Source organism: Massilia sp. S19_KUP03_FR1 (assembly GCF_036688685.1).
GTDB lineage: Bacteria > Pseudomonadota > Gammaproteobacteria > Burkholderiales > Burkholderiaceae_D > JALYUM01.
The window spans coordinates 25,418-45,863 of sequence record NZ_JAQQPS010000015.1 but is presented as its reverse complement, the minus strand read 5'-3'; the positions used below and the strand labels follow the sequence as shown (position 1 = coordinate 45,863).

Genomic DNA, 20,446 nt, shown 5'->3' with positions numbered 1-20,446 from the left:
TCAGCAAATACAGCGAAAGGCACGCAGATGAGCGGCAAAGTTCTGTGGGGAGAAGGCCTGTTCCTGCGGCCCCACCATTTCCAGCAGCAAGACCAATACCATGAGCAGCGCCTGCATGCGAGCCTGCGCGCGGTCCACCCGTTTGCATGGGGCGTGCAGCATCTCGAGGTCGACGTCGAGGCGCTCGCCAGCGGCAAGCTGCGCCTGTTGCGCCTGTCGCTGCGCTTTCCCGATGGCGAGCTGGTCGACGCACCAGGCGACGACGCCTCCGGGGACGACGCGTTGCCGGCACCGATCGACCTCGATCCCGGCGCCCCCGCCGGCCAGGCCATCAGCTACTACGCCGCCCTGCCCGCCCTGAAACCGTTCGGCGGCAATTTCAGCCAGCCGGGGCAAGCGAGCAATGCGGCGCGTTTCGTCCAGGCCAACCAGGACACGCCCGACCTGTACACCAAGGCCGAGCACGCCCAGCTGGCCTATCTGAAAAAGACGCTACGCCTGGTGTCCGAGTTCGAGCCGCGCGACGCCTACACGCACTTGCCGCTGTTGCGCGTGCGCGCACTGGGCGACGGCGCCTTCACGCTCGACCCCGGGTTCGTCGCCCCCAGCCTGTCCATCGAGAGCGCAGCGCCGCTGCACCAGCAATTGCGCGTTTTGCAGGGTGCGCTGCAGGCGCGCGTGGCCGAACTGCTGGCGCACCACCGCGAACCGAACCGCAACGTGATCGAATTTCGCTCGGGCGATATCGCCTCGTTCTGGCTGCTGCACACGGCCAGCGCCGCCTGCGCCACGCTGTCGCACCATCTGCACCACCCCACCCTGCACCCGGAACGGCTGTACGAGCAATTGCTGGGCGTGGCCGGCGCGCTGATGACCTTCTCGAAACAATGGGTGCTGGCCGACCTGCCGGCCTACCAGCATGGCGACCCGGGGCCGTGCTTCGCGACCGTCCACCGCATCATCCACGAGCTGCTCGGCACGGTGATCTCGAACCAGTTCGTCGACATCGCCCTCGAGCAAGTGCGGCCCTGCTATTACCAGGGTAGCTACGCGGGTGGCAAGGTCACGGACACCAGCACGTTTTATCTCGCGGTGGCAGCGGCGATGCCGGCGCTGGAACTGGTGCAGGCGGTGCCGCTGCGCTTCAAGGTCGGCGCGCCGGACGACGTCGACAACTGTGTCCTGTCCGCCACCCCCGGCGTGCGGCTGACCCACGCGGCCGAGCCGCCGACGGCCTTGCCGGTGCGCCCCGGCATGTGCTACTTCGGCCTGGATGTGCGCGGCCCGATGATCGAGCGCATGAAAAAAGCGCAGACGGTGTCGATCTACGTGCCGTCTACCTTCGCCGAACTGAAACTCCAGCTGTTTGCGCTGACCACGTGAGCCGGCCATGAATGCACTCGTCGATCTCCTCGCACTGTCCCAGCATGCGCGCCTCGTCACGCTCGCTTGCGCCACGCAGCAAGCTGTCGCCGCCGCGCTGGTCGCCGAGCAGTTTACTGGCCTCGAAGGCATCAATGCACTGTTCGCGTTCGAACTCGATGCGCTGGCCACCTCGGCCGACCTCGACATCGACGTGCTGGTGGGGGAGGCACTCTGCATCGGCCTGCTGCAGCCGGATGGCAGCCGGCGCGTCTGGCACGGCATCTGCACGTACGCCGGCGCGCTGGGTGCCGATGGTGGCCTGGCGCGCTACCGCCTGCGCATCGAACCGGCGCTGGCGCAACTGCAGCAGCGCCGCGACAGCCACCTGTTCCAGGACATGGATGTCCGCGCCATCGTCGCCGACCTGCTGGCCGACTACCCGGCCGTGCAGTGCGCGTTCGACCTTGCACGGGCGCCGGCGCCGCGCGCCATCTGCACCCAGTACCGCGAAAACGACTACGCCTTCTTGTGCCGCCTGCTCGCCGCCGAAGGCCTGAACTGGCGCTTCGACCATGATGAAAAAGGCCACCGCCTGGTCATCTTCGACGCCGCGGCAAGCGCGCCCGCTACGCCGGGCGGCGCCGTGTTGCGCTTTCACGGGGTGCGCGCAACCGAGGTCGACGACGCCATCGACAGCTGGCATGCGCGCCGCAGCGCGTGTGCGAACGGCGTGGCCCTGTCGAGCTGGGACCCGGCCGAACTGGTGGCGCCGTCGGCGCAGCAGGCGTCCCGGCTGGACGCGGGCGAACTGGCGGCGATGCAGGTCTACGATGGCAGCGGCGAACGTATCGCCAGCGGCCCGGCCACGCCAGGCGGCGCCGCCGACGACCACGGGCAACGGATGCTGCAAGCCCTCGAGCGCGACAACAAGACATTTATTGGCGCCGGCGCAGTGCGACGGCTGGCCGCCGGCCACGGTTTTACGCTGACCCAGCATGCCCATTTCCGAACGGCGAGAACGCGTTTACGGTGCTATGGGTGACGCATGCGGCGCGCAACAATCTGCGCACCGGGATCAAGGGCTCGACGGCGCTCGCGAGCGGCACCTACCGCAACCACTTTGCTTGTGTGCGCGACAGCGTCGCCCTGGTCCCGCCGGCGACGGCTGCGGCGCACCCGTGCACGGTGTCCGGCACGCAGGTCGCGCTGGTGGTGGGTTTGGCCGGCACGGTGGCGACCACCACGCGCGACCACCAGGTCAGGGTCCAGTTTCCCTGGCAGCGTGGCGTCCGTCCCAATCCGGGCGGGCTGGAACACGGCAGCGTCAGCGGCGGCAACGCGCCGGGCGACGCCAGTTGCGGCGCTTGGGTGCGCGTGGCCGAAGGACTGGCCGGCCCCAACTGGGGCAGCCAGTTCATCCCGCGCATCGGCACCGAGGTACTGGTGGCGTTCGTCGAAGGCGACATCGACCGGCCGCTTGTCGTCGGCCAGTTACACAACGGCGTGGCGCCGCCGCCGTTCCAGGGCGGCGTGGATGCCGCCGCCAACCACGCCGGCGTGCTGTCCGGGATCCACACCGAGAATTTCGACGGTGGCGGCTACAACCAGTGGCAGCTGGACGACACCCAGGAGCAGCCGCGCACGCGCCTGGTCAGCAGCAGTGCCGCAGCGGAGTTGAGCCTGGGTGTGCTGGTGGCGCAGGCCGCCGGCTCGTCGACGCGCGGCGCCAGTCGCGGTAGCGGCTTTGAATTGCGCACGGATGCCTGGGTTGCGCTGCGCGGGGCGCAGGGAGTGCTGGTGTCGACCAGCGCGCGGGTAGCGGCGGGGACTGGCGTCACGTCGACGCAGATGGATGTGCAGGAGGCCGTGTCCCTGTTCAAGGGCGCGCACGCGCTCGACGAGGCCTTGACACAATCGGCCGGGCAGCATCATGCGCTGGCCAGCAAGGATGCCTGCAAGGCACAGACCGACTTGATTGCGCTGGTCGACCCGACAGCGAACGGGAAGTATGACGGTCCGGTGAACGGCCAGCTTGCCGCCAAGGCCAGCGCCGGTTCACGTGAAGTCGATGCGGCGCAGCCGGTGGAGCGCTTCGGCGCGCCAGCCGTGCTGTTCGATGCAGCGGCGTCGATGAACTGGGCGACGGCCGCGTCGACCGTGATCAGTGCGGGGCAGCAGCTGCATTGGACCACCCAGTCTGACCTGCACGTGGCTGCCGGGTCCACGCTGTCGTCGGTGGCGGGGAACAACCTCAGCCTGTTCACGCATGGCGGCGGCATCCACGCGATTGCGGCGAATGAGCCAGTGTCGGTCGAGGCGCACACGGACCAGCTGGAGATTGTCGCGGACAAGGAGGTGGTGGCGCTGTCGGTCAATGACGTCATTGCCATCCAGGGCAAAGCGAAGGTGGTGCTGCAGGCGGGGCAGTCGTCGATCACGCTCGAGGGCGGGGATATCACGTTTGCTTGCACGGGGAATTTTACGGCGAAGGGTGGGCAGCATCTCATCGACGCAGGCGCGAAGCGATCAACGGTCTTGAACGAATTGCCTGAATCGCGCGTGGAGCAAGTCGCACTTCATGTGTCGAATCATTTGCACGACGAACAGATCCAGTTTAAAAACAAAAACCAGGCACTTCTCGCAAACGTCAAGTATCAGGTGACGCTTGACGACGGCACCATTCAAACGGGCGTAACGGACAAAGAAGGAAGAACAGCACGAATTGTGACGAGTGAATCGCAGGCTATCGTGGAAGCTACTTTGGTACCAGTCCGACAGGAAGACTGCTGTTCCGCTCGAAAGCAACCTCAAGAAGCTTTAAAAGTAAAAGTAACTGAAGTTTCCACCAATGAAAGGGACATCGGTACTTCGTCAGTAATCGTGCAGACACCGGAAGGAGAAGCCCGTGGTTTGACACCCGGAGAAATCGCCGAGGCCCAAAGCATATTCTTTGATTCGATCGACTATTCGAAGGTGAAGATTCACAATGGCGAATATCTTTGGTTTGGATTGCAACCTGACGATACGGCAATGACGCCAAATGGCGAGATGTATTTTAACCCAAAAGAATTTTTACCGGACTTCTCGACGACGATTCGAGACACACTTTGGTTCATGCACGAAATGGTTCACGTATGGCAGTATCAATTGGGATACTGGGTACGGTTTAGAGGTGCCATACGTATCGGACTTGACTATAGATACACTTTAGATGAAAGAAAAAATCTGTCCTCGTATAATATGGAAGCGCAGGGAAATATTTTGGCCGATTACTGGGCCATAAAAAAATTAGGCGATGGCGCAGCGTTAGAAATTTTTGAGAAGAAACACAAGGATGACATTTCTCTCTATGAGAAAGTTCTCGCAAAGTTTATTTCTAATCCGAGCGATAAAACGAACCTTCCCGGTGGATAAAATGGATCGCGTGAAAAAATGTGTGTCTTATATTGCCCTCGCATCAATATGCTCGCTACATACGTTAGCGACGGCCACATCGCGAATGGGCACGGCAATCGTGACAGAGTCGGACGGACGCCCATGCTTTTCTATTCAATCAGACAATGAAACCAAGAACGGCCTTCCGCTTCACGGAATCGCAGTCTCCGAAAACATTTCCAGCGTTGCTGGGAGATATCCTGAAGAATTTTGGCGCTTTGTGGCTGACGATCCGGCACCGAAAAATCTCATTCTTCCCTCGGAGTGCGTCCGTTACGGCGTGGTTCCAGGAGACGCTACCGAACGAGTGCACAAGCAATTAGCAATGTTTCATGTTTACAGCGTCAGTGTAGTAGCAAGGCATGAAAACTCCAACATGATCGCCTACCGCGCAAATTTTTGTATGAAACCGATAAAGCCCGGAAAGATCGAGATAGTAATCATCCCTAATAACTACCGCGGCAGTAACGATGCGCATGCATTGTGTCACCGATCTCATTAACTGAAAACGTTCGAAGGGAATCCTCATGTCCGGCCCCTTGATCCGCCTCGGCGACAAAACCTCCCACGGCGGTGTCGTCATCGAAGCCTCGCCCCATTCGGACATTGGCGGCATCGGCATCGCCCGCATGGGCGACAAGACCGTCTGCCCGATCAAAGGCCACGGCAGCACGCCCATCATCAGCGGCGACAGCACCTTGATCGTCGACGGCAAGCCGGCCGCGCGCGCGGGCGACAAGACCGCCTGCGGCGCGACGCTGATCGCCGGGCAGCAAACCACCATCGACAATATTTGAGGTGCAACCATGATGACGACGACTGCCGTGCCCCCCTCCCCGCTGCGCAGTTGGCTTACCGGCTGCCTGCTCGCCCTCCTCGCGTTCGGCGCCTGCTGGATCGGCGCGGTTGCCTATTGGCGCGCGCGGGACGGCGATCCCGGCACCGGCGAACTGCTGTTTTACCTGTTTCTGTTGCCGGGCGCCCTGCTGGGCGCCGCGCTGGTCACCCGCAAGCGCCTGGCCGAGCCGGCCAGGGCCCCAGCGCCCGCTCCCGTGCACGACGTCGCAGCCATACCGGTGCAAAACTCAAGCGCCCAGTCACTCGCAATCCGGGCGACGGCGCTGCGTTCGCCCCATGGCGCCTCGGTGGCAGAAGTGGCCAGCAAGCTGACAGACAAGTCGGCGCGCCCGGCACTCGACGCAACGCTGACCGATCCGGACGGGTTACCCTTGCTCACTGCGCGCTGCAGCGGTGCCGATGAACCGGCATTGCAGGACGAGATCACCGCCTGGCTGTCCACCACGGACATCACGGCGCCGTTGCGCGACGAAGACTGGCGCGCGCTGATACTCGGCACCCAGGTCGCGCGCGAACTGGCCGGCCACGCCGTCCTCGCACTGCAGGAGGACGCCAAAGCCACACCAGCGCTGCAACTGGTAGCCATCCTGCCGTCCGACTGGGGCGCCAGCCAGCGCCACGCGGCCGGCATGTGGCTGCAGCACACCGTCGCCCAAGCCGGATGGCCACTGGAACGCATCGACCTCGGCGCGCCCGATGGCACCGACCTGCTCGATCCCGTCCCTGCCGCACTGCTGGACCAGCTGGCCGTGCGCGCCGCAACCGGGCCGGTGACCTGTCTCCTGATCGCCTGCGCGTCCCACCTGGGCGACGACACCGTCGCGGCGTGGTCGGCCAGCGGCACCCTGTTCACCGCCACCCAGCCACAGGGCCGCACCCCGGGCGAAGGGGCGATCGGCCTGCTGCTGACCAATGCCGCCCAGTCCAGCGGCAGCGCCCTGCTGGCGCCACTCCACGTTGGCCGCCGCGACACCTCGGCCGACGCCGCCCGCGCACCCATCCCGCCGCTGCTGACCAACCTGGCGCATGCCGCCGGCGATCCCGCCGCGCTGGCGATGATCGTCGCCGACACCAGCCTGCGTCCCAGCCGTATGCTCGAACTGATGGGCTTTGCCGGCAGCGCAGCGCCGCAGCTCGACGACCAGCAGGACATCGTCACCTTCGGCCACGCCAGCGGGGCCTGCGGTGCGGTACCGGCCCTGTCCGCACTGGCACTGGCAAGTCACTACGCATGCGAACGCAGCGAACCGGTGCTCTGGTTATCCAATGACGATGCATTCCAGCGGGTTGCCGCCGTTCTGCGACCGGCCATGGCGCAGGCATGAAAACGCCCCGCTTCAGCCGGTGGTGTGCCGGCGCGGCATGCGTTCTGGCTGCGGCATGGCTGTCCGGATGCCGCTTCCAGAATGATGCAGCGATGGTGTCGACCGATGTCGCCGCGCTGCAAACAATCGTCCGTCTCGAGGCTCGCCCGGCTTCTGCGCAGTGGGAAATCTTCGGCACGCCAGAATTCACCGGCTGGGTCCCCGGGCCGACCGACTATGTCACCCTTGTTGCGCAGTTGACACCGGTCGATCAGCAAGCGTTCGTCAAGCCGGCCAGCGCAGCAGCGGTATGGATCGCGCCGGAATCGGCAAGGCCATGGCTGGCCGCGCCATTTCGGGACCTGCTCGAGAAGAGGAAGAACACGACCGTCGATTTATCGACGCTCCCTCAATGCCGCGCAGTACAGACGACGCTCACCCGCTCAGGGCGGCCAGTACGGGGCTTGACCTGTCACGCCGCTGGCAAAATCCTGGTCTACCTGACGATCGCCGACAATTCGCCATCCTGATGTGGCAAGCGGGTCACAAGCAGTACAATCGGCACTTGCCAACAGGCCGGCTGCCCCCACTTGTCACCAATGAATGACAGCCATCCCGCTACCGCTACCCACGACTTCCACCCGGCCGTCGCGCGCTGGTTTGACGCCGCCTTCCCCTCTGCCACCGTTGCCCAGCTGCGCGCCTGGCCGCTGATTCAGGCGCGCCGCGCGACCCTGGTCGCCGCGCCCACCGGGTCCGGCAAAACACTCACCGCCTTCCTCGCCGCCATCGATGCACTGGTCTGCGACAGCATCGAGCAAGCCCTGCCCGATGCCACGCAAGTGCTGTACATCTCGCCCTTAAAGGCGCTGTCGAACGACATTCGCCTGAACCTGGACGCTCCGCTGGCAGGCATCGACCGCGAACTCAAAGCCATGGGACTGGCCCCGCACGGCATCCGCAGCGCGGTGCGCACCGGCGATACCACCACCGCCGAACGCAGCGCCATGCGCAAGCGCGCGCCGCACATCCTGGTCACCACGCCCGAATCCTTGTATGTGCTGCTCGGTTCGGATTCCGGGCGCGCCATGCTGGCGACCGTGCGCACCGTGATTGTCGATGAAATCCACGCGGTGGCTGGCAGCAAGCGCGGCAGCCATCTGGCACTCAGCCTCGAACGCCTCGACGCCCTGTGCGGCCGCGCGCCCGTGCGCATCGGCCTGTCCGCCACCCAGAAGCCGCTATCGAGCGTGGCGCAATTTCTGGTCGGCGCGCAGGGCGACTGCGCCGTGGTCGACGTCGGCCACGTGCGCGCGCGCGACCTCGGCCTCGAACTGCCGCCGGTGCCGCTCGATGCGGTGATGCCCAACGAAGTGTGGGAGCGCGTCTACGACCGCATGGCCGAACTGGTGGTCCTGCACCGCACCACGCTCATTTTCGTCAATACCCGGCGCATGGCCGAACGCGTCGCGCGCCACCTCGGCGAACGGCTCGGGCCGGAGCACGTGGCCGCGCACCACGGCAGCCTGGCCAAGGAATACCGCCTCGCCGCCGAACAGCGTTTAAAGGCTGGCGATCTGCAGGTGCTGATCGCCACCGCCTCGCTCGAACTGGGTATCGACATCGGCGACGTCGACCTGGTCTGCCAGATCGGTTCGCCCCGCAATATCGCGGCCTTCCTGCAACGGGTCGGCCGCTCCGGCCACCAGGTGGGCGGCACGCCCAAGGGACGCCTGTTCCCGACCTCGCGCGACGACCTGGTCGAATGCGCCGCCCTGCTCGACTGCGTGCGCCGCGGCGAACTCGATGCGCTGCGCATCCCGCTCGCGCCGCTCGATGTGCTGGCCCAGCAGATCGTGGCCGAAGTGGCGTCCACCGAATGGCGCGAAGACGATTTATTCGCCCTGGTGCGCCGCGCCACCCCGTTCGCACATTTGGCACGCGAGCGTTTTGATGCCGTGCTGCGCATGCTGGCCGACGGCTACACCACCCGCATGGGCGTGCGCGGCAGCTATATCCACCGCGATGCCGCGACCCAGACCGTACGCGGCCGGCGCGGCGGCAAACTGGCCGCCGTCACCTCGGGCGGCACCATCCCCGACAATGCCGATTTCACCGTGCTGCTGGAGCCGGCCGGCCTGTCGATCGGCACCGTCCACGAGGACTTCGCCGTCGAAAGCCTGGCCGGTGACGTTTTTCAACTCGGGAACACGTCCTATCGCATCCTGCGCATCGAAGCGGGCAAGGTGCGCGTCGAAGACGGCCACGGCGCGGCGCCGAATATCCCGTTCTGGCTGGGCGAAGCGCCGGGCCGCAGCGATGAATTGTCCAGCGGCGTGGCGCGCCTGCGCGCCGACGTCGAACGCGCCATGGGCGAGCACGATGGCGCGCCCGCGCTGGAACGCGGCGTCGACTGGCTGCTGGAGCACCTCGGCCTGCAGGAAGACGCCGCGCGCCAGATCGCCGAGTACCTCGCACGCGCGCGCAATGCGCTGGGCGCCCTGCCGACCCAGGACACGCTGATCATGGAGCGCTTCTTCGACGAAACCGGCGGCATGCAACTGGTAATCCATACGCCTTACGGCAGCCGCATCAATCGCGCCTGGGGGCTGGCCCTGCGCAAGCGCTTCTGCCGCAGTTTCAACTTCGAACTGCAGGCCGCGGCGACCGAGGACGCGATCATCCTGTCGCTGTCCGAAGCGCACAGTTTTCCGCTGGAAGAAGTCTGGCGCTACCTGAAATCGACGACCGCCGAAGGCATACTGGTGCAGGCGTTGCTCGACGCGCCCCTGTTCAATGTGCGTTGGCGCTGGAACGCCACCACCGCGCTGGCCCTGCCCCGTTTCAGCGGCGGGCGCCGCGTCGCGCCGCAATTGCAGCGCATGAAAAGCGACGATTTGCTGGCCGCCGTGTTCCCCGACCAGGCGGCCTGCCTGGAAAACATCGTCGGTGAGCGCGAGCTGCCCAGTCACCCGCTGGTCGACCAGACGCTTGACGACTGCCTGCACGAAGCGATGGACAGCGAAGGCTGGCTGGCCCTGCTGCGGCGCATGGAAGCGGGCGACGTGCGCCTGATTGCGCGCGACTTGCCGGCGCCGTCGATGCTGGCGATGGAAATCCTGAACGCCCGTCCCTACGCCTTCCTCGACGACGCGCCGCTGGAAGAGCGCCGCACCCAGGCCGTGCAAAGCCGCCGCTGGGCCGACCCGGCCTCGACCGACGACCTCGGCGCGCTCGACGTCGGCGCCATTGCCAGCGTGGCCGACGAGGCCTGGCCGCAGGCCAGAAACAGCGACGAAGTCCAGGAAGCGCTGGTGGCGCTGGGGTTTATCACGCGCGCCGAGGCGATGCACCAGGACGGCTGGCCAGAATGGCTGGAAGACCTGGCCGAAGCCGGCCGCGTGACGCGCCTGCGCGATGGCGCAGTCGATTTCTGGGTGGCGCTGGAGCGCCTCGACCTGTTGCAGGCAGCGTATCCCCAGGCGTTGGCCACGCCGCCATTGACAGTGCCGGACAGCCACCGCAGCGCCGAGCCGTGGACGCAAGACACCGCCCTGGTCGAACTGCTGCGCGCGCGCCTGTCCGGCTTCGGGCCGCAGCCACTCGCTGTCATCGCGGCCAGCCTGCACCTTGGTCCCGGCAGCGCCGCCATCGCGCTCACGCACCTGGAAACCGAGGGCTATGTCATGCGCGGCCACTTCACACCCGGCGCACGCGACGAAGAATGGTGCGAACGCCACCTGCTGGCGCGCATTCACCGCTACACCATCAAGCGCCTGCGGCGCGAAATCGAACCGGTCGAGCGCCAGGACTTCATGCGCTTCCTGTTCGACTGGCAGCACCTGGCGCTAGGCATGCAAATGCAGGGGCAAGAGGCGCTGCCTGCCATCCTGGCCCAGCTGGAAGGTTTTGAAGCCGCCGCCGGCGCATGGGAAAGCGAGTTGCTGGCCGTGCGCCTGCGCGACTATTCCATCCTGTGGCTCGATGAACTGTGCCGCGCCGGCAAACTGGTGTGGACGCGGATTGGTGGGCGCGGCGGCGCCGGCGGCCCGGTGCGCGCCACGCCCATCGTGCTGCTGCCGCGCCGCCAGGTGGCGCTGTGGCATGGCTTGTCGCCTGATGCAGCAGCACCGGCGCTGTCGTCACGGGCCGGCGCCGTGTTCGACGCCTTGCAGCGCCACGGCGCGATGTTCTTCGACGAGCTGCAACAGGATGCCCGCCTGCTGCCAGTGGAGCTGGAAACGGCACTGGGCGAACTGGTGTCGGCCGGCCTGATCAACGCCGACAGCTTTGCCGGCATGCGCGCCATGCTGCTACCAGCCACCAAGCGCGCCAGCAATGACCGCAAGCGCCGCCGCGGCGCCGGTCCGACGATGGAAGAAGCCGGCCGCTGGGCGCTGGTGCGCAGGGTGGGTGAAGCGTCCGGCGAACCAGCAGTCGATGCGGCCCGGCCTGGCAGAAAACCGCGCATCGATGCCGCGACGCTTGAATACATCGCGTTGACCCTGTTGCGTCGCTACGGCGTCATGTTCTGGCGCCTGCTCGAACGCGAGGCGTCCTGGCTACCCAACTGGCGCGAGCTGCTGCCCGCATTTCACCGACTGGAAGCGCGTGGCGAGATTCGCGGCGGGCGCTTCATCGCCGGTTTTTCGGGCGAGCAGTTCGCGCTGCCGGAAGCCATTCCCCTGCTGCGCGCCATGCGCCGGCGCGAGCACGATGCCAGCCTCGTCTGCATTTCCGGCATCGATCCGCTGAACCTGTGCGGCACCTTGCTGCCCGGCCCCAAGGTGCCGGCGCTGGCCGGCAACCGTATCCTGTTTCGCGACGGGGCGCCGGTGGCGACCGTCATCGCGGGCAAGATCGATTACCTGGAAGATCCAGGGACAGCGCGCGAGGCGATGCACGCGGCACTGGTGGGACGGGTTTATTGAGGCACGCCGCCGAACAAGCTGACCACGCTCGATGGCGCGGTGGCGCCAAAGAACAATTCGAGGTTGCGCGCCGAGACGGCCGCCACCTCGGCGCTGCGCGGGAACAGCGCCGATTCGTACGCGCCCAGCGCCGCCTCGATATCGCCCGGATGGCACAGTATCGCCCTGGCCAGTTCAGCGCCGTCGAGCATGGCCAGGTTGGCGCCCTCACCCGCAAAGGGCGACATCAAATGCGCGGCGTCGCCGACCAGCGTCACGCCCGGCACGCGCTCCCAGCGCATTCCCACTGGTAGCGCGTAGATCGGGCGGAGCACCGGCGCAATCTGGCTCTCGCGCACGAACACGGTCAGCGACGGCGCCCAGCCTGCGAAGGCCGGCGCAAGCTGCAGGTCCGTAAAATCGATGGCCCCGTCCGAACCGAGCGGCTGCTTGAGCGCCGCATAGCCGCGTGCGCTGCCATCGGAAGCGCGATGCACCATGATGCCCTTGCCTGGCGCAGCCGCGATCAGCGTTCCGCTGCCGATCGCGTCGATGGCGGCGCGGTGGCGTGGTTCGCCGGTCAAGCCGATCTCGATGAAGCAGGTGCCGGCATAGGCAGGTGCGAGGTCGGTGAGCAGCGGCCGGATGCGCGACCAGGCCCCGTCCGCACCCACGACCATATCCGCCATGATCGACCGCCCGTCGGCGAAGCAGACGGTGTGACGATCCATGAGGGAAACATTCGTGACCTTGGAATTCCATCGGATGGTAGCGGCCGGCAGCGCGTCGATCAGCATGGCGCGCAGCGCGCCGCGGTCAACCTCCGGCCGCGCGCACGCGGCGTCGCCGGGCTGGTCGAACAAGATCGTCCCGTGCTGGTCGACGACGCGTTTGGCGTCCTCTCCGGCCAGCGTGAGCGAGCTGAATGCATCGCTCAGGCCTGCGTCGCGCAGCGCGCGCTGGCCGCTGTGCGGGTGCATGTCGAGCAGGCCGCCCTGGGTCCTGGCGCTGGCGCTCGCCTCGGCTTCGTAAATGGTGGCACCGATGCCGTTAAGGTGTAATACCCGGGCCAGCACGAGGCCGCCCAATCCTGCGCCAATAATCGCAATGTCGTACTTCATTCAACGCTCCTGGTGTACCTCAGCCGGCCACATGCCGGCTGATGGTGGAGACGCTGGCCGATCGTGCGCGCGGCATGATCGACGTGTACGCGACAGCCGATCAATCGTCGGGCTGTCGTTTTTCGCGGCGCTGCAATGATACCTTAGCCGCGTTTCATCCGCACCTGGAACACACTGACCGCCCGTGACAGCTGCAAGGCCTGCGCATCGAGCGCGCCGGCCGCGGCGGCCGATTCTTCGACCAGCGCCGCATTCTGCTGCGTCACCTGGTCCATGTGCGCCACCGCCTGGTTGACCTGGTCGATGCCGATGCTCTGCTCGCGCGACGCCGCGGAAATCTTGGCCATGATGGTCGTTACGTCTTCCACCGCATCGACCACATTGCCCATCGTGGTGCCGGCGCGGCTCGCGAACGCAGTGCCCTCGCGGATGCTGGTCGCCGACGCTTCAATCAGCGTCTTGACTTCGCGCGCCGCTGCGGCCGAACGCTGCGCCAGGTGGCGCACTTCGCCCGCCACCACGGCAAAGCCGCGGCCCTGTTCACCGGCGCGCGCCGCTTCCACGGCGGCGTTCAGCGCCAGAATATTGGTCTGAAACGCGATGCCGTCGATCAGCGAGACGATGTCGACGATCTTCTGCGACGAGGCATTGATCTGATCCATCGTGCCGACCATCTGGCGCACCGCACCACTGCCTTCGCGCGCAATCATCGACGCCTGGCTGGCCAGCTGGTTGGCTTCCTCGGCCGAAGCCGCATTCTGTTTTACTGTTGCGGCAAACTGCTCCATGCTCGACGCGGTCTGTTCCAGGCTGCTGGCCTGAGTTTCGGTACGGGCCGACAGGTCCATATTGCCGGTCGCGATTTCGCGCGTGCCAGCCTGGATTGCCCCAACGTTGGCGTGCACGTCGCCGATCGCCGCGAGCAGGTTGACGTTCATCTGCTGCAGCGCGCGCAGCAACTGGCCGACATCGTCATGGCTGGTGGACGTGAAGGTGGTCGACAGATCGCCGGCGGCAATCGCCCGCGCCGCTGCAATCGCGCCGGCCAGCGGCAGCACCACGCCGTGATGCAGGCTGGCCCAGAGCGTGCCGGCCACCACCACGGCGAACACGCCTGCGCCGACCGACAGCGCACTGCCCGCCCCGGCGTGGATGGCGCTCGCGGCCAGAGCGATCGATACGGCCATCAGGGTGGTCATTGCAACGCCAATCTTCTGGCCCAGGCTGAGCGACGACAGGCGCGTGAACCAGCCGGCCGCGCCGGTTTTCACCACCTCGCCGTGGTACAGGCGGATACCGCGCGCCTTGCCCTCGCGGATCAGCCGGTAGACCTGATCGGCCGCCTTGATCGCTTCCGGCGCGGCGCGCGTGCGCACCGACATGTAGCCGACGATGCGCCCCTGCTCGCGCACCGGCGTCACGTTCGCACGAATCCAGTAGAAATTGCCATTCTTGCAGCGGTTCTTCACCACGCCTGTCCAGGGCAAGCCCTCCTTCAAGGTGGCCCACATGTCGGCGAAGGCGGCGGCCGGCATGTCGGGGTGGCGCAGGATGTTTTGCGGCGCGCCGATCAGTTCTTCTTCCGAATAACCGCTGACGTCCATGAAGCACGGATTGGCGTAGGTGATATTGCCTTGCAGGTCGGTCTTCGAGACGATCGATTCGTCGTCGCGAATGGGCCGCTCGATGCCGGTGACAGGTAAATTGGTGCGCATGCGGGGCTTCCCAGATAATGCATAAGAGAAACAATTATACTGCCCAAAAATACCTTAGAGCAATTTTATCAACCGGCATGTGGTAGAACTGTGAATCAAATATTACCAACTGTGGCGGCGGCGCTCAGTACAGTTCACTGGCCGCGGCCCGCACTGCATTGAGCAGCATGTCCGCCCCGGGCGAGAGGATGCGATCCTGCTGGCGGATAATCCCGAACGCATCCATCTTGCACGGCAAATCGATCGGCAGCAGTTTTAACACATTCAGCGAGGCGTAATACTCGGCCACGTCGCGCGGCAGCACGTGCAGGGCGTCGGTCTGCTGCAGCAAGGCGGTGACGAACAGCAGCGCCGTGCTGTCGACCACGTTCACCGGCGGCGCCAGGCCCTCCCTGCGGAACATCATGTCGAAGCGGTGCCGCAGCACGCTGCCCGGTGGCGGCAAAATCCACGGCAGGCTGCAGATATCGGCCAGGGCCAGGTCGGTGCGCTCGAGCAGCGGATGGCCCGGCCGCACCACGGCGCAGGCTGGCTCCTCGGTAAGTTCTTCGTAAATCAGGCCGGTGCTGTCCTGCTTTTCGAGGATGCGCCCGATCATGAAGTCGAGCGTACCGTGCTGCAGTTTGCCCATCAGGACGTTGCTTTGCTCGAGCTGCACGCCAATACGCAGCAGCGGCGCCTGTTCCTTGATGCGGGCAATCGCGCGCGGCAGCAGCGCCATCGCTGGCGCCATGATCACGCCCACTTCCACCTGCCCCGCCATGCCGGCCTTCAAAGCCACGATGTCGTCGTGCGCCAGCGACAGGCTGGTCAAGGCCATGCGCGCGTGGCGGATCATCGTCTCGCCATAGATGGTCGGCTCCATGCCGCGCGGCAGGCGCTCGAACAGGCGTACGTCGAGCATCTCCTCGAGATCCTTGAGCTGTTTCGACGCCGCCGGTTGCGTCATGTGCAGCTCGTCGGCCGCGCGGTGGATGTTGCGGAAATCGTCCAGCGCAATCAATAGCAGCAGCTGGCGCGTTTTCAGGCGCGCTTTCAGGAACCAGTTGGGGTTGAGCATATCCATCACTCGATCATATCATTTATGATATTGATATCGTGATTTTTAGTACATATATGCATCACTACCCACCCGCTGACGGCGTGTCGCTTCACGTCTTTGTGACCGCCAGCACGCGCTGCACCACGCAGAACACGAACAGCAGCGCACCGATGACGATACGGGTCCACCACGAACTGAGGGTTCCGTCGAAGGCAATCAGGGTCTGGATCGCGCCCAGCACCAGCACGCCGGACAAGGCGCCGGCAAGGTAGCCGTAGCCGCCGGCCAGCAAGGTGCCGCCGATGACCACCGCCGCAATCGCATCGAGTTCGGTGCCCTGGGCGTGAAGACCGTAACCGGACAACATATAGAACGCGAACAGCACCCCCGCCAGCGCCGCGCAGAAGCCGCTCAGCGCGTACACGCCGACCCGCGTGCGGGCCACGGGCAGTCCCATCATCAGCGCCGACTGCTCGTTGCCGCCAATCGCGTACACGGCCCGTCCGAACGGGGTGTACTGCGCCACCCAGATGGCCACGCCCAGCACCGCCAGCGCCACCAGCGCGCCGGCCGAAATGAAGCCGCCCGGCAGCGCGAACTGGGTGCGCGACATGGCCACGAAGAGCGGGTTGTCGATGGTGATCGACTCCACGCTGATCAGGTAACACAGCCCGCGCGCGAGAAACATCCCGGCCAGCGTGACAATAAAGGCCTGCAAGCGGAAATAATGGATCAGCGCCCCCATCGCGCCACCGAAGCCGGTACCGAGCAGCAGCACCAGCGCGATCACGGCAGGCGCCGGCCAGTGCGCCACCTGCAGCAGCCAGGCGCACAGCATGGTCGACAGCGCCAGCACCGCGCCCACCGACAAGTCAATGCCGCCGGACAGGATCACGAAGCCCATGCCGACTGCCAGCACCAGCAGGAAGGCGTTGTCGATCAGGAGGTTGAACACCACCTGCTCGGACAGGAAGCCGGGGTAGGCCAAGCCGCCGGCACCCAGCATCAGCACCAGCAGGGCCACCGTCACCAGCGACGTAAAATAGGGCGAGGCCGCCCAGGCCTTCATACTGCCCTCCGGCGCACAAACAGCTGGCGAAACTGTGGCGACTGCGACAGGCACACCAAAAACACCACCACGGCTTTCACCACCATGTTCACCTCGGGCGGCACGCCCAGCGCGTAAATCGTATAGGTCAGGGTCTGGATGATCAGCGCGCCGATCACGCTACCGGCCAGGCTGAAGCGGCCGCCGGCCAGCAAGGTGCCGCCCAGCGTGACGGCCAGGATGGCGTCCAGTTCCAGCAGCAGGCCGGCGTTGTTGGCGTCGGCGCTCTTGATGTTCGAGCAGACCATCAGGCCGGCGATACCGGCGCAGGCGCTGCAGAACACGTACACGAAGAAGGTCAGCGCGGCCGTGCGCACCCCGGCCAGGCGCGCCGCCACCGGGTTCACGCCGATGGCCTGGATGAACAGTCCCAGCGCGGTTTTATGCAGCAGCAGCGCGGTGGCGGCGAACACCACGGCGACGATGAACAGAGAAAATGGCAGCCCGAACAGGTAGCCGCTGCCGATGAAGAAAAACGGTTGATAGTAAACCGTGACGATCTGGCCATCGGTGAGCAGCTGGGCCAACCCGCGTCCGCCCACCATCAGGATCAGGGTTGCGACGATCGGCTGCAATTTCAGGCCGGCCACCAGCACGCCGTTCCAGGCGCCGCACAGCAGCGCCGCCCCGATCGCGGCGGCCAATGCGTAGCCCATCGGGATGCGGCTGACGTAGGAAGGCACGCCGTTCTCGATCACCAGCGTGCCGCCGACCAGCATGGCCGCGACCGTGCCGGACAGCGCAACCACGGCGCCGACCGAGATGTCGATGCCGCGCGTGGCAATCACCAGCGTCATGCCGATTGCGGCCAGCATCAGGGGTGCTGCGCGGTTGGCGATGTCGACCAGGCTGCCGTACAGGTGGCCGTCGCGTATCGTCAGGTTAAAAAAGCCGGGCACCAGCGCAAAGTCGACCAGCAGCAGCAAGGCCAGCGCGACCAGTGGGCGCGCCACCGGATGGCTTCGCCAAGCCATGGCGACAGGTTGGCCGGCGGCCTTCAGCGACACGACACTCACGCCGCCTCTCCGGCAATGGCGTGCAGCACGGTGGACTCGTCGAGTTCACCGCGCAGGTAGGTGCCGCAGCCCTTGCGGTCGCGCAGCACCAGCATGCGGTCGGACCAGCGCAGCACTTCGGGCAGCTCGGACGAGATGAACAACACGGCCATGCCCTTGCGGCATAACGTTGAAACAAATTCCATGATTTCCTGTTTGGCGCGCACGTCAATGCCGCGCGTGGGTTCGTCGAGGATCATCAGCGCCGGCTCGGTGGCCAGCCAGCGCGCCAATAACACCTTTTGTTGGTTGCCGCCCGACAGTGAGCCGATCGGCGTCTCGATGCTGGCCGTCTTGATGCCCAGCCAGGCGACGTAATCGTGCGCCATGGCCTGCTGGCGCTTGAGCGGAATGGCGCGCAGCATGCCGCGTTTTGCCTGCAGCGCCAGCACCAGGTTTTCGCGCACCGACAAGTCGAGGATCGCGCCTTCATGCTTGCGGTCTTCCGAGCAAAAGCCGATGCCGCGCGCGATGGCGTCGCGCGGCGCCGTCAAGGTGACCGGGCGACCCGCCACGTCGAGCGAACCGGCGTCGCGCCGGTCGGCGCCAAATAGCAGGCGCGCGGTCTCGGTGCGCCCGGACCCGAGCAAGCCGCACAGGCCCAGCATCTCGCCCTGGTGGATCTCCAGGTCGAGCGGGAGCAAGGCGCCTTTCTTCGCCAGGCCACGCGCGCGCAGCAGCACCGGCGCTGCCGGCGCGGCGCCGGGCGGCGGCGCCATGGCGTCGACCGACTCGCTCGCCAGCGCGCCCACCATCTTGTTCACCAGCTCGCGCCGCGACAGCTCGCGGCACAAATATTCGCCTTCGCGCTCGCCGTTGCGCATCACCGTGATGCGGTCCGAAATCGCGTAGGTCTGCTCCAGGAAATGGGTGACGAACAGAATCGCCATGCCCTGCTCGCGCAGGCGGCGCAGCACGCCGAACAGCAGCTGCACTTCCGCTTCGTCCAGGCTGGAGGTGGGCTCGTCGAGGATCAGCACGCGCGCATGAATCTGCAGCGCGCGCGCAATCGCCACCATTTGCTGGACTGCCAGCGGGTAGTCGTGCAGCGGTCGCGTGACGTCGATGTCGACCTGCAGCTGGGCCAGCAAGACGCGCGCATCGCGCCGCATTGCGCGCCAGTCCACCATGCCGAAGCGGCGCGGATAGCGGCCGATGAACAGGTTTTCCGCCACCGACAGATTCGGGCACAGATTCACTTCCTGGTAAACCGTGCTGATGCCGATGGTCTGCGCCTCCTGCGTCGAGCGCGGCGCAATCGGCGCGCCATCGAACACGATGGCGCCGCTGTCGGGCGCATACACCCCGGTGAGGACCTTGATCAGCGTCGATTTGCCGGCGCCGTTCTGGCCCATCAGGGTGTGGATTTCGCCGGCATACAGGTTGATGCCGGCGCCGGACAGCGCTTTCACGCCGGGGAATTGCTTGCTGATGCCGGACAGCGCCAGCACGGGACGAACTTCCATGGCCGCCTGTCAGTAACGGCGGTTCGGGAATTCCTTCGCGGCCAGCTCGGCAGGGAAGATGCCTTCAACTGTCGTGATCCGCTTCGGTATCGGTTTGCCGGCGACAACGTCGCGCGCGGCCTGCATCAGCTGCGGCCCGAGCAGCGGGTTGCACTCGACGGTGACGTTGAGCTTACCGGCCATCATCGCTTCGAACGCGCCCTTCACGCCGTCGATCGAGACAATCAGGATATCCTTGCCTGGTTTCAGGCCCGCTTCCTCGATCGCCTGGATGGCGCCGATCGCCATGTCGTCGTTGTGCGCGTACAGCACGTCGATATTCTTGCCCTGCGCTTTAAGGAAAGCTTCCATCACTTCCTTGCCCTTGGCGCGGGTAAAATCGCCGGTCTGGGAACGCACGACGGTGAGCGCAGGATTGCCCTTGATGGCGTCGGCGAAGCCGGCCTTGCGGTCGATCGCCGGCGCGGAGCCGACCGTACCTTGCAGTTCGACGATGTTGTACTTCTTGCCCGGATTTTTCGCCGCTTGCGCGACCAGCCATTCACCGGCGTGGCGGCCTTCGAGCACGAAGTCCGAACCGATGAAGGTGACATACAGCGATTTATCGGTGACGTTGACGGCGCGGTCGGTGAGGATCACCGGGATTTTTGCGGCTTTCGCCTCGCGCAGCACGGTTTCCCAGCCCGACTCGACCACTGGCGAAAACGCGATCACATCGACCTTCTGGGCGATGAACGAGCGGATCGCCTTGACCTGGTTCTCCTGCTTCTGCTGGGCGTCGGCGAATTTCAGGTTGACGCCATCCTTTTTGGCGGCGTCCTTGATCGATGCCGTATTCGCGGTGCGCCATTCGCTTTCGGCGCCTACTTGCGAGAAACCCATGGTGAGGGGCTTGGCGGCGAGCGCCGGGATGCTGACTGCGGCGGCTGCGGATGCAAGGGCGCACAGCAGGATTCTGCGGGTAAAGGTCATGATTGTCTCCGATATTGTTGTGGCACCATCTTATGAGGAGGTCTTATACCCGTCCAATCACTAATTTAATATTTTAGATACCAATTTTGATATCG

At 65.4% G+C, this 20,446-nt stretch carries 15 protein-coding genes; 8 read left to right on the top strand and 7 right to left on the bottom strand.

Annotated elements, in window-relative coordinates; translation table 11 throughout:
- Positions 1-27: 27 nt before the first annotated feature.
- The 8 genes from tssK to V6M87_RS17205 all read left to right on the top strand — a co-directional run bounded on the left by tssK (position 28) and on the right by V6M87_RS17205 (position 11,893).
- Positions 28-1,383, top strand: coding sequence for a type VI secretion system baseplate subunit TssK (gene tssK, locus V6M87_RS17240; protein ID WP_332877883.1), 1,356 nt, complete (start codon positions 28-30; stop codon positions 1,381-1,383).
- Between the two features lie 7 nt (positions 1,384-1,390).
- Positions 1,391-2,407 (top strand): type VI secretion system Vgr family protein, encoded by a 1,017-nt coding sequence (locus V6M87_RS17235; RefSeq protein ID WP_332877882.1) that lies wholly within the window; start codon positions 1,391-1,393, stop codon positions 2,405-2,407.
- Complete coding sequence (locus V6M87_RS17230) at positions 2,404-4,779, top strand: DUF2345 domain-containing protein (protein WP_332877881.1); 2,376 nt, start codon at positions 2,404-2,406, stop codon at positions 4,777-4,779. Before V6M87_RS17235 ends, V6M87_RS17230 begins: the two co-directional genes overlap by 4 nt.
- A gap of 1 nt (position 4,780) precedes the next feature.
- A complete protein-coding gene (locus V6M87_RS17225) occupies positions 4,781-5,302 on the top strand; it encodes a hypothetical protein (RefSeq protein WP_332877880.1) in 522 nt (173 codons plus the stop codon).
- 25 nt (positions 5,303-5,327) lie between these two features.
- Positions 5,328-5,597 (top strand): PAAR domain-containing protein, encoded by a 270-nt coding sequence (locus V6M87_RS17220; protein WP_332877879.1) that lies wholly within the window; start codon positions 5,328-5,330, stop codon positions 5,595-5,597.
- Positions 5,598-5,606: 9 nt separating this feature from the next.
- Positions 5,607-6,983 carry a hypothetical protein gene (locus tag V6M87_RS17215; protein ID WP_332877878.1) on the top strand — a complete coding sequence of 459 codons (1,377 nt, stop codon included), beginning with the start codon at positions 5,607-5,609 and terminating at the stop codon, positions 6,981-6,983.
- Complete coding sequence (locus V6M87_RS17210) at positions 6,980-7,492, top strand: hypothetical protein (RefSeq protein ID WP_332877877.1); 513 nt, start codon at positions 6,980-6,982, stop codon at positions 7,490-7,492. Before V6M87_RS17215 ends, V6M87_RS17210 begins: the two co-directional genes overlap by 4 nt.
- Before the next feature lie 69 nt (positions 7,493-7,561).
- On the top strand, positions 7,562-11,893 hold the full coding sequence (locus V6M87_RS17205) for a DEAD/DEAH box helicase (RefSeq protein ID WP_332877876.1): 4,332 nt from the start codon (positions 7,562-7,564) through the stop codon (positions 11,891-11,893).
- Here the strand turns inward: V6M87_RS17205 and V6M87_RS17200 are convergent.
- The 7 genes from V6M87_RS17200 to V6M87_RS17170 form a co-directional block, all read right to left on the bottom strand.
- Positions 11,887-12,993, bottom strand: coding sequence for an FAD-dependent oxidoreductase (locus V6M87_RS17200; protein WP_332877875.1), 1,107 nt, complete (start codon positions 12,991-12,993; stop codon positions 11,887-11,889). The two genes, V6M87_RS17205 and V6M87_RS17200, sit on opposite strands and share 7 nt — an antisense overlap.
- 143 nt (positions 12,994-13,136) lie before the next feature.
- The gene (locus V6M87_RS17195) at positions 13,137-14,708 is read right to left on the bottom strand and encodes a methyl-accepting chemotaxis protein (protein ID WP_332877874.1); all 1,572 of its coding nucleotides are present in this window, start codon (positions 14,706-14,708) and stop codon (positions 13,137-13,139) included.
- Between the two features lie 124 nt (positions 14,709-14,832).
- Positions 14,833-15,774 carry a LysR family transcriptional regulator gene (locus V6M87_RS17190; protein ID WP_332877873.1) on the bottom strand — a complete coding sequence of 314 codons (942 nt, stop codon included), beginning with the start codon at positions 15,772-15,774 and terminating at the stop codon, positions 14,833-14,835.
- 85 nt (positions 15,775-15,859) lie between these two features.
- Positions 15,860-16,819: a galactofuranose ABC transporter, permease protein YjfF gene (yjfF, locus tag V6M87_RS17185; RefSeq protein WP_332877872.1), complete on the bottom strand. Its 960-nt coding sequence runs from the start codon at positions 16,817-16,819 to the stop codon at positions 15,860-15,862.
- Positions 16,816-17,832 carry an ABC transporter permease gene (locus V6M87_RS17180; RefSeq protein ID WP_332877984.1) on the bottom strand — a complete coding sequence of 339 codons (1,017 nt, stop codon included), beginning with the start codon at positions 17,830-17,832 and terminating at the stop codon, positions 16,816-16,818. Before V6M87_RS17180 ends, yjfF begins: the two co-directional genes overlap by 4 nt.
- A 38-nt stretch (positions 17,833-17,870) precedes the next feature.
- Positions 17,871-19,379, bottom strand: coding sequence for a sugar ABC transporter ATP-binding protein (locus V6M87_RS17175; protein ID WP_332877871.1), 1,509 nt, complete (start codon positions 19,377-19,379; stop codon positions 17,871-17,873).
- Between the two features lie 9 nt (positions 19,380-19,388).
- Complete coding sequence (locus V6M87_RS17170; RefSeq protein ID WP_332877870.1) at positions 19,389-20,351, bottom strand: ABC transporter substrate-binding protein; 963 nt, start codon at positions 20,349-20,351, stop codon at positions 19,389-19,391.
- Between the last annotated feature and the right edge of the window lie 95 nt (positions 20,352-20,446).

What these genes read in the sequence shown, in the direction of transcription:
- V6M87_RS17175 (WP_332877871.1), bottom strand. Translation starts at nt 19,379, where the DNA reads ATGGAAGTTCGTCCCGTGCTGGCGCTGTCCGGCATCAGCAAGCAATTC.
- V6M87_RS17190 (WP_332877873.1), bottom strand. Translation starts at nt 15,774, where the DNA reads ATGGATATGCTCAACCCCAACTGGTTCCTGAAAGCGCGCCTGAAAACG.
- yjfF (WP_332877872.1), bottom strand. Translation starts at nt 16,819, where the DNA reads ATGAAGGCCTGGGCGGCCTCGCCCTATTTTACGTCGCTGGTGACGGTG.
- V6M87_RS17180 (WP_332877984.1), bottom strand. Translation starts at nt 17,832, where the DNA reads ATGGCTTGGCGAAGCCATCCGGTGGCGCGCCCACTGGTCGCGCTGGCC.
- V6M87_RS17170 (WP_332877870.1), bottom strand. Translation starts at nt 20,351, where the DNA reads ATGACCTTTACCCGCAGAATCCTGCTGTGCGCCCTTGCATCCGCAGCC.
- V6M87_RS17215 (WP_332877878.1), top strand. Translation starts at nt 5,607, where the DNA reads ATGATGACGACGACTGCCGTGCCCCCCTCCCCGCTGCGCAGTTGGCTT.
- V6M87_RS17235 (WP_332877882.1), top strand. Translation starts at nt 1,391, where the DNA reads ATGAATGCACTCGTCGATCTCCTCGCACTGTCCCAGCATGCGCGCCTC.
- V6M87_RS17225 (WP_332877880.1), top strand. Translation starts at nt 4,781, where the DNA reads ATGGATCGCGTGAAAAAATGTGTGTCTTATATTGCCCTCGCATCAATA.
- V6M87_RS17200 (WP_332877875.1), bottom strand. Translation starts at nt 12,993, where the DNA reads ATGAAGTACGACATTGCGATTATTGGCGCAGGATTGGGCGGCCTCGTG.
- V6M87_RS17220 (WP_332877879.1), top strand. Translation starts at nt 5,328, where the DNA reads ATGTCCGGCCCCTTGATCCGCCTCGGCGACAAAACCTCCCACGGCGGT.
- V6M87_RS17205 (WP_332877876.1), top strand. Translation starts at nt 7,562, where the DNA reads ATGAATGACAGCCATCCCGCTACCGCTACCCACGACTTCCACCCGGCC.
- V6M87_RS17210 (WP_332877877.1), top strand. Translation starts at nt 6,980, where the DNA reads ATGAAAACGCCCCGCTTCAGCCGGTGGTGTGCCGGCGCGGCATGCGTT.
- tssK (WP_332877883.1), top strand. Translation starts at nt 28, where the DNA reads ATGAGCGGCAAAGTTCTGTGGGGAGAAGGCCTGTTCCTGCGGCCCCAC.
- V6M87_RS17195 (WP_332877874.1), bottom strand. Translation starts at nt 14,708, where the DNA reads ATGCGCACCAATTTACCTGTCACCGGCATCGAGCGGCCCATTCGCGAC.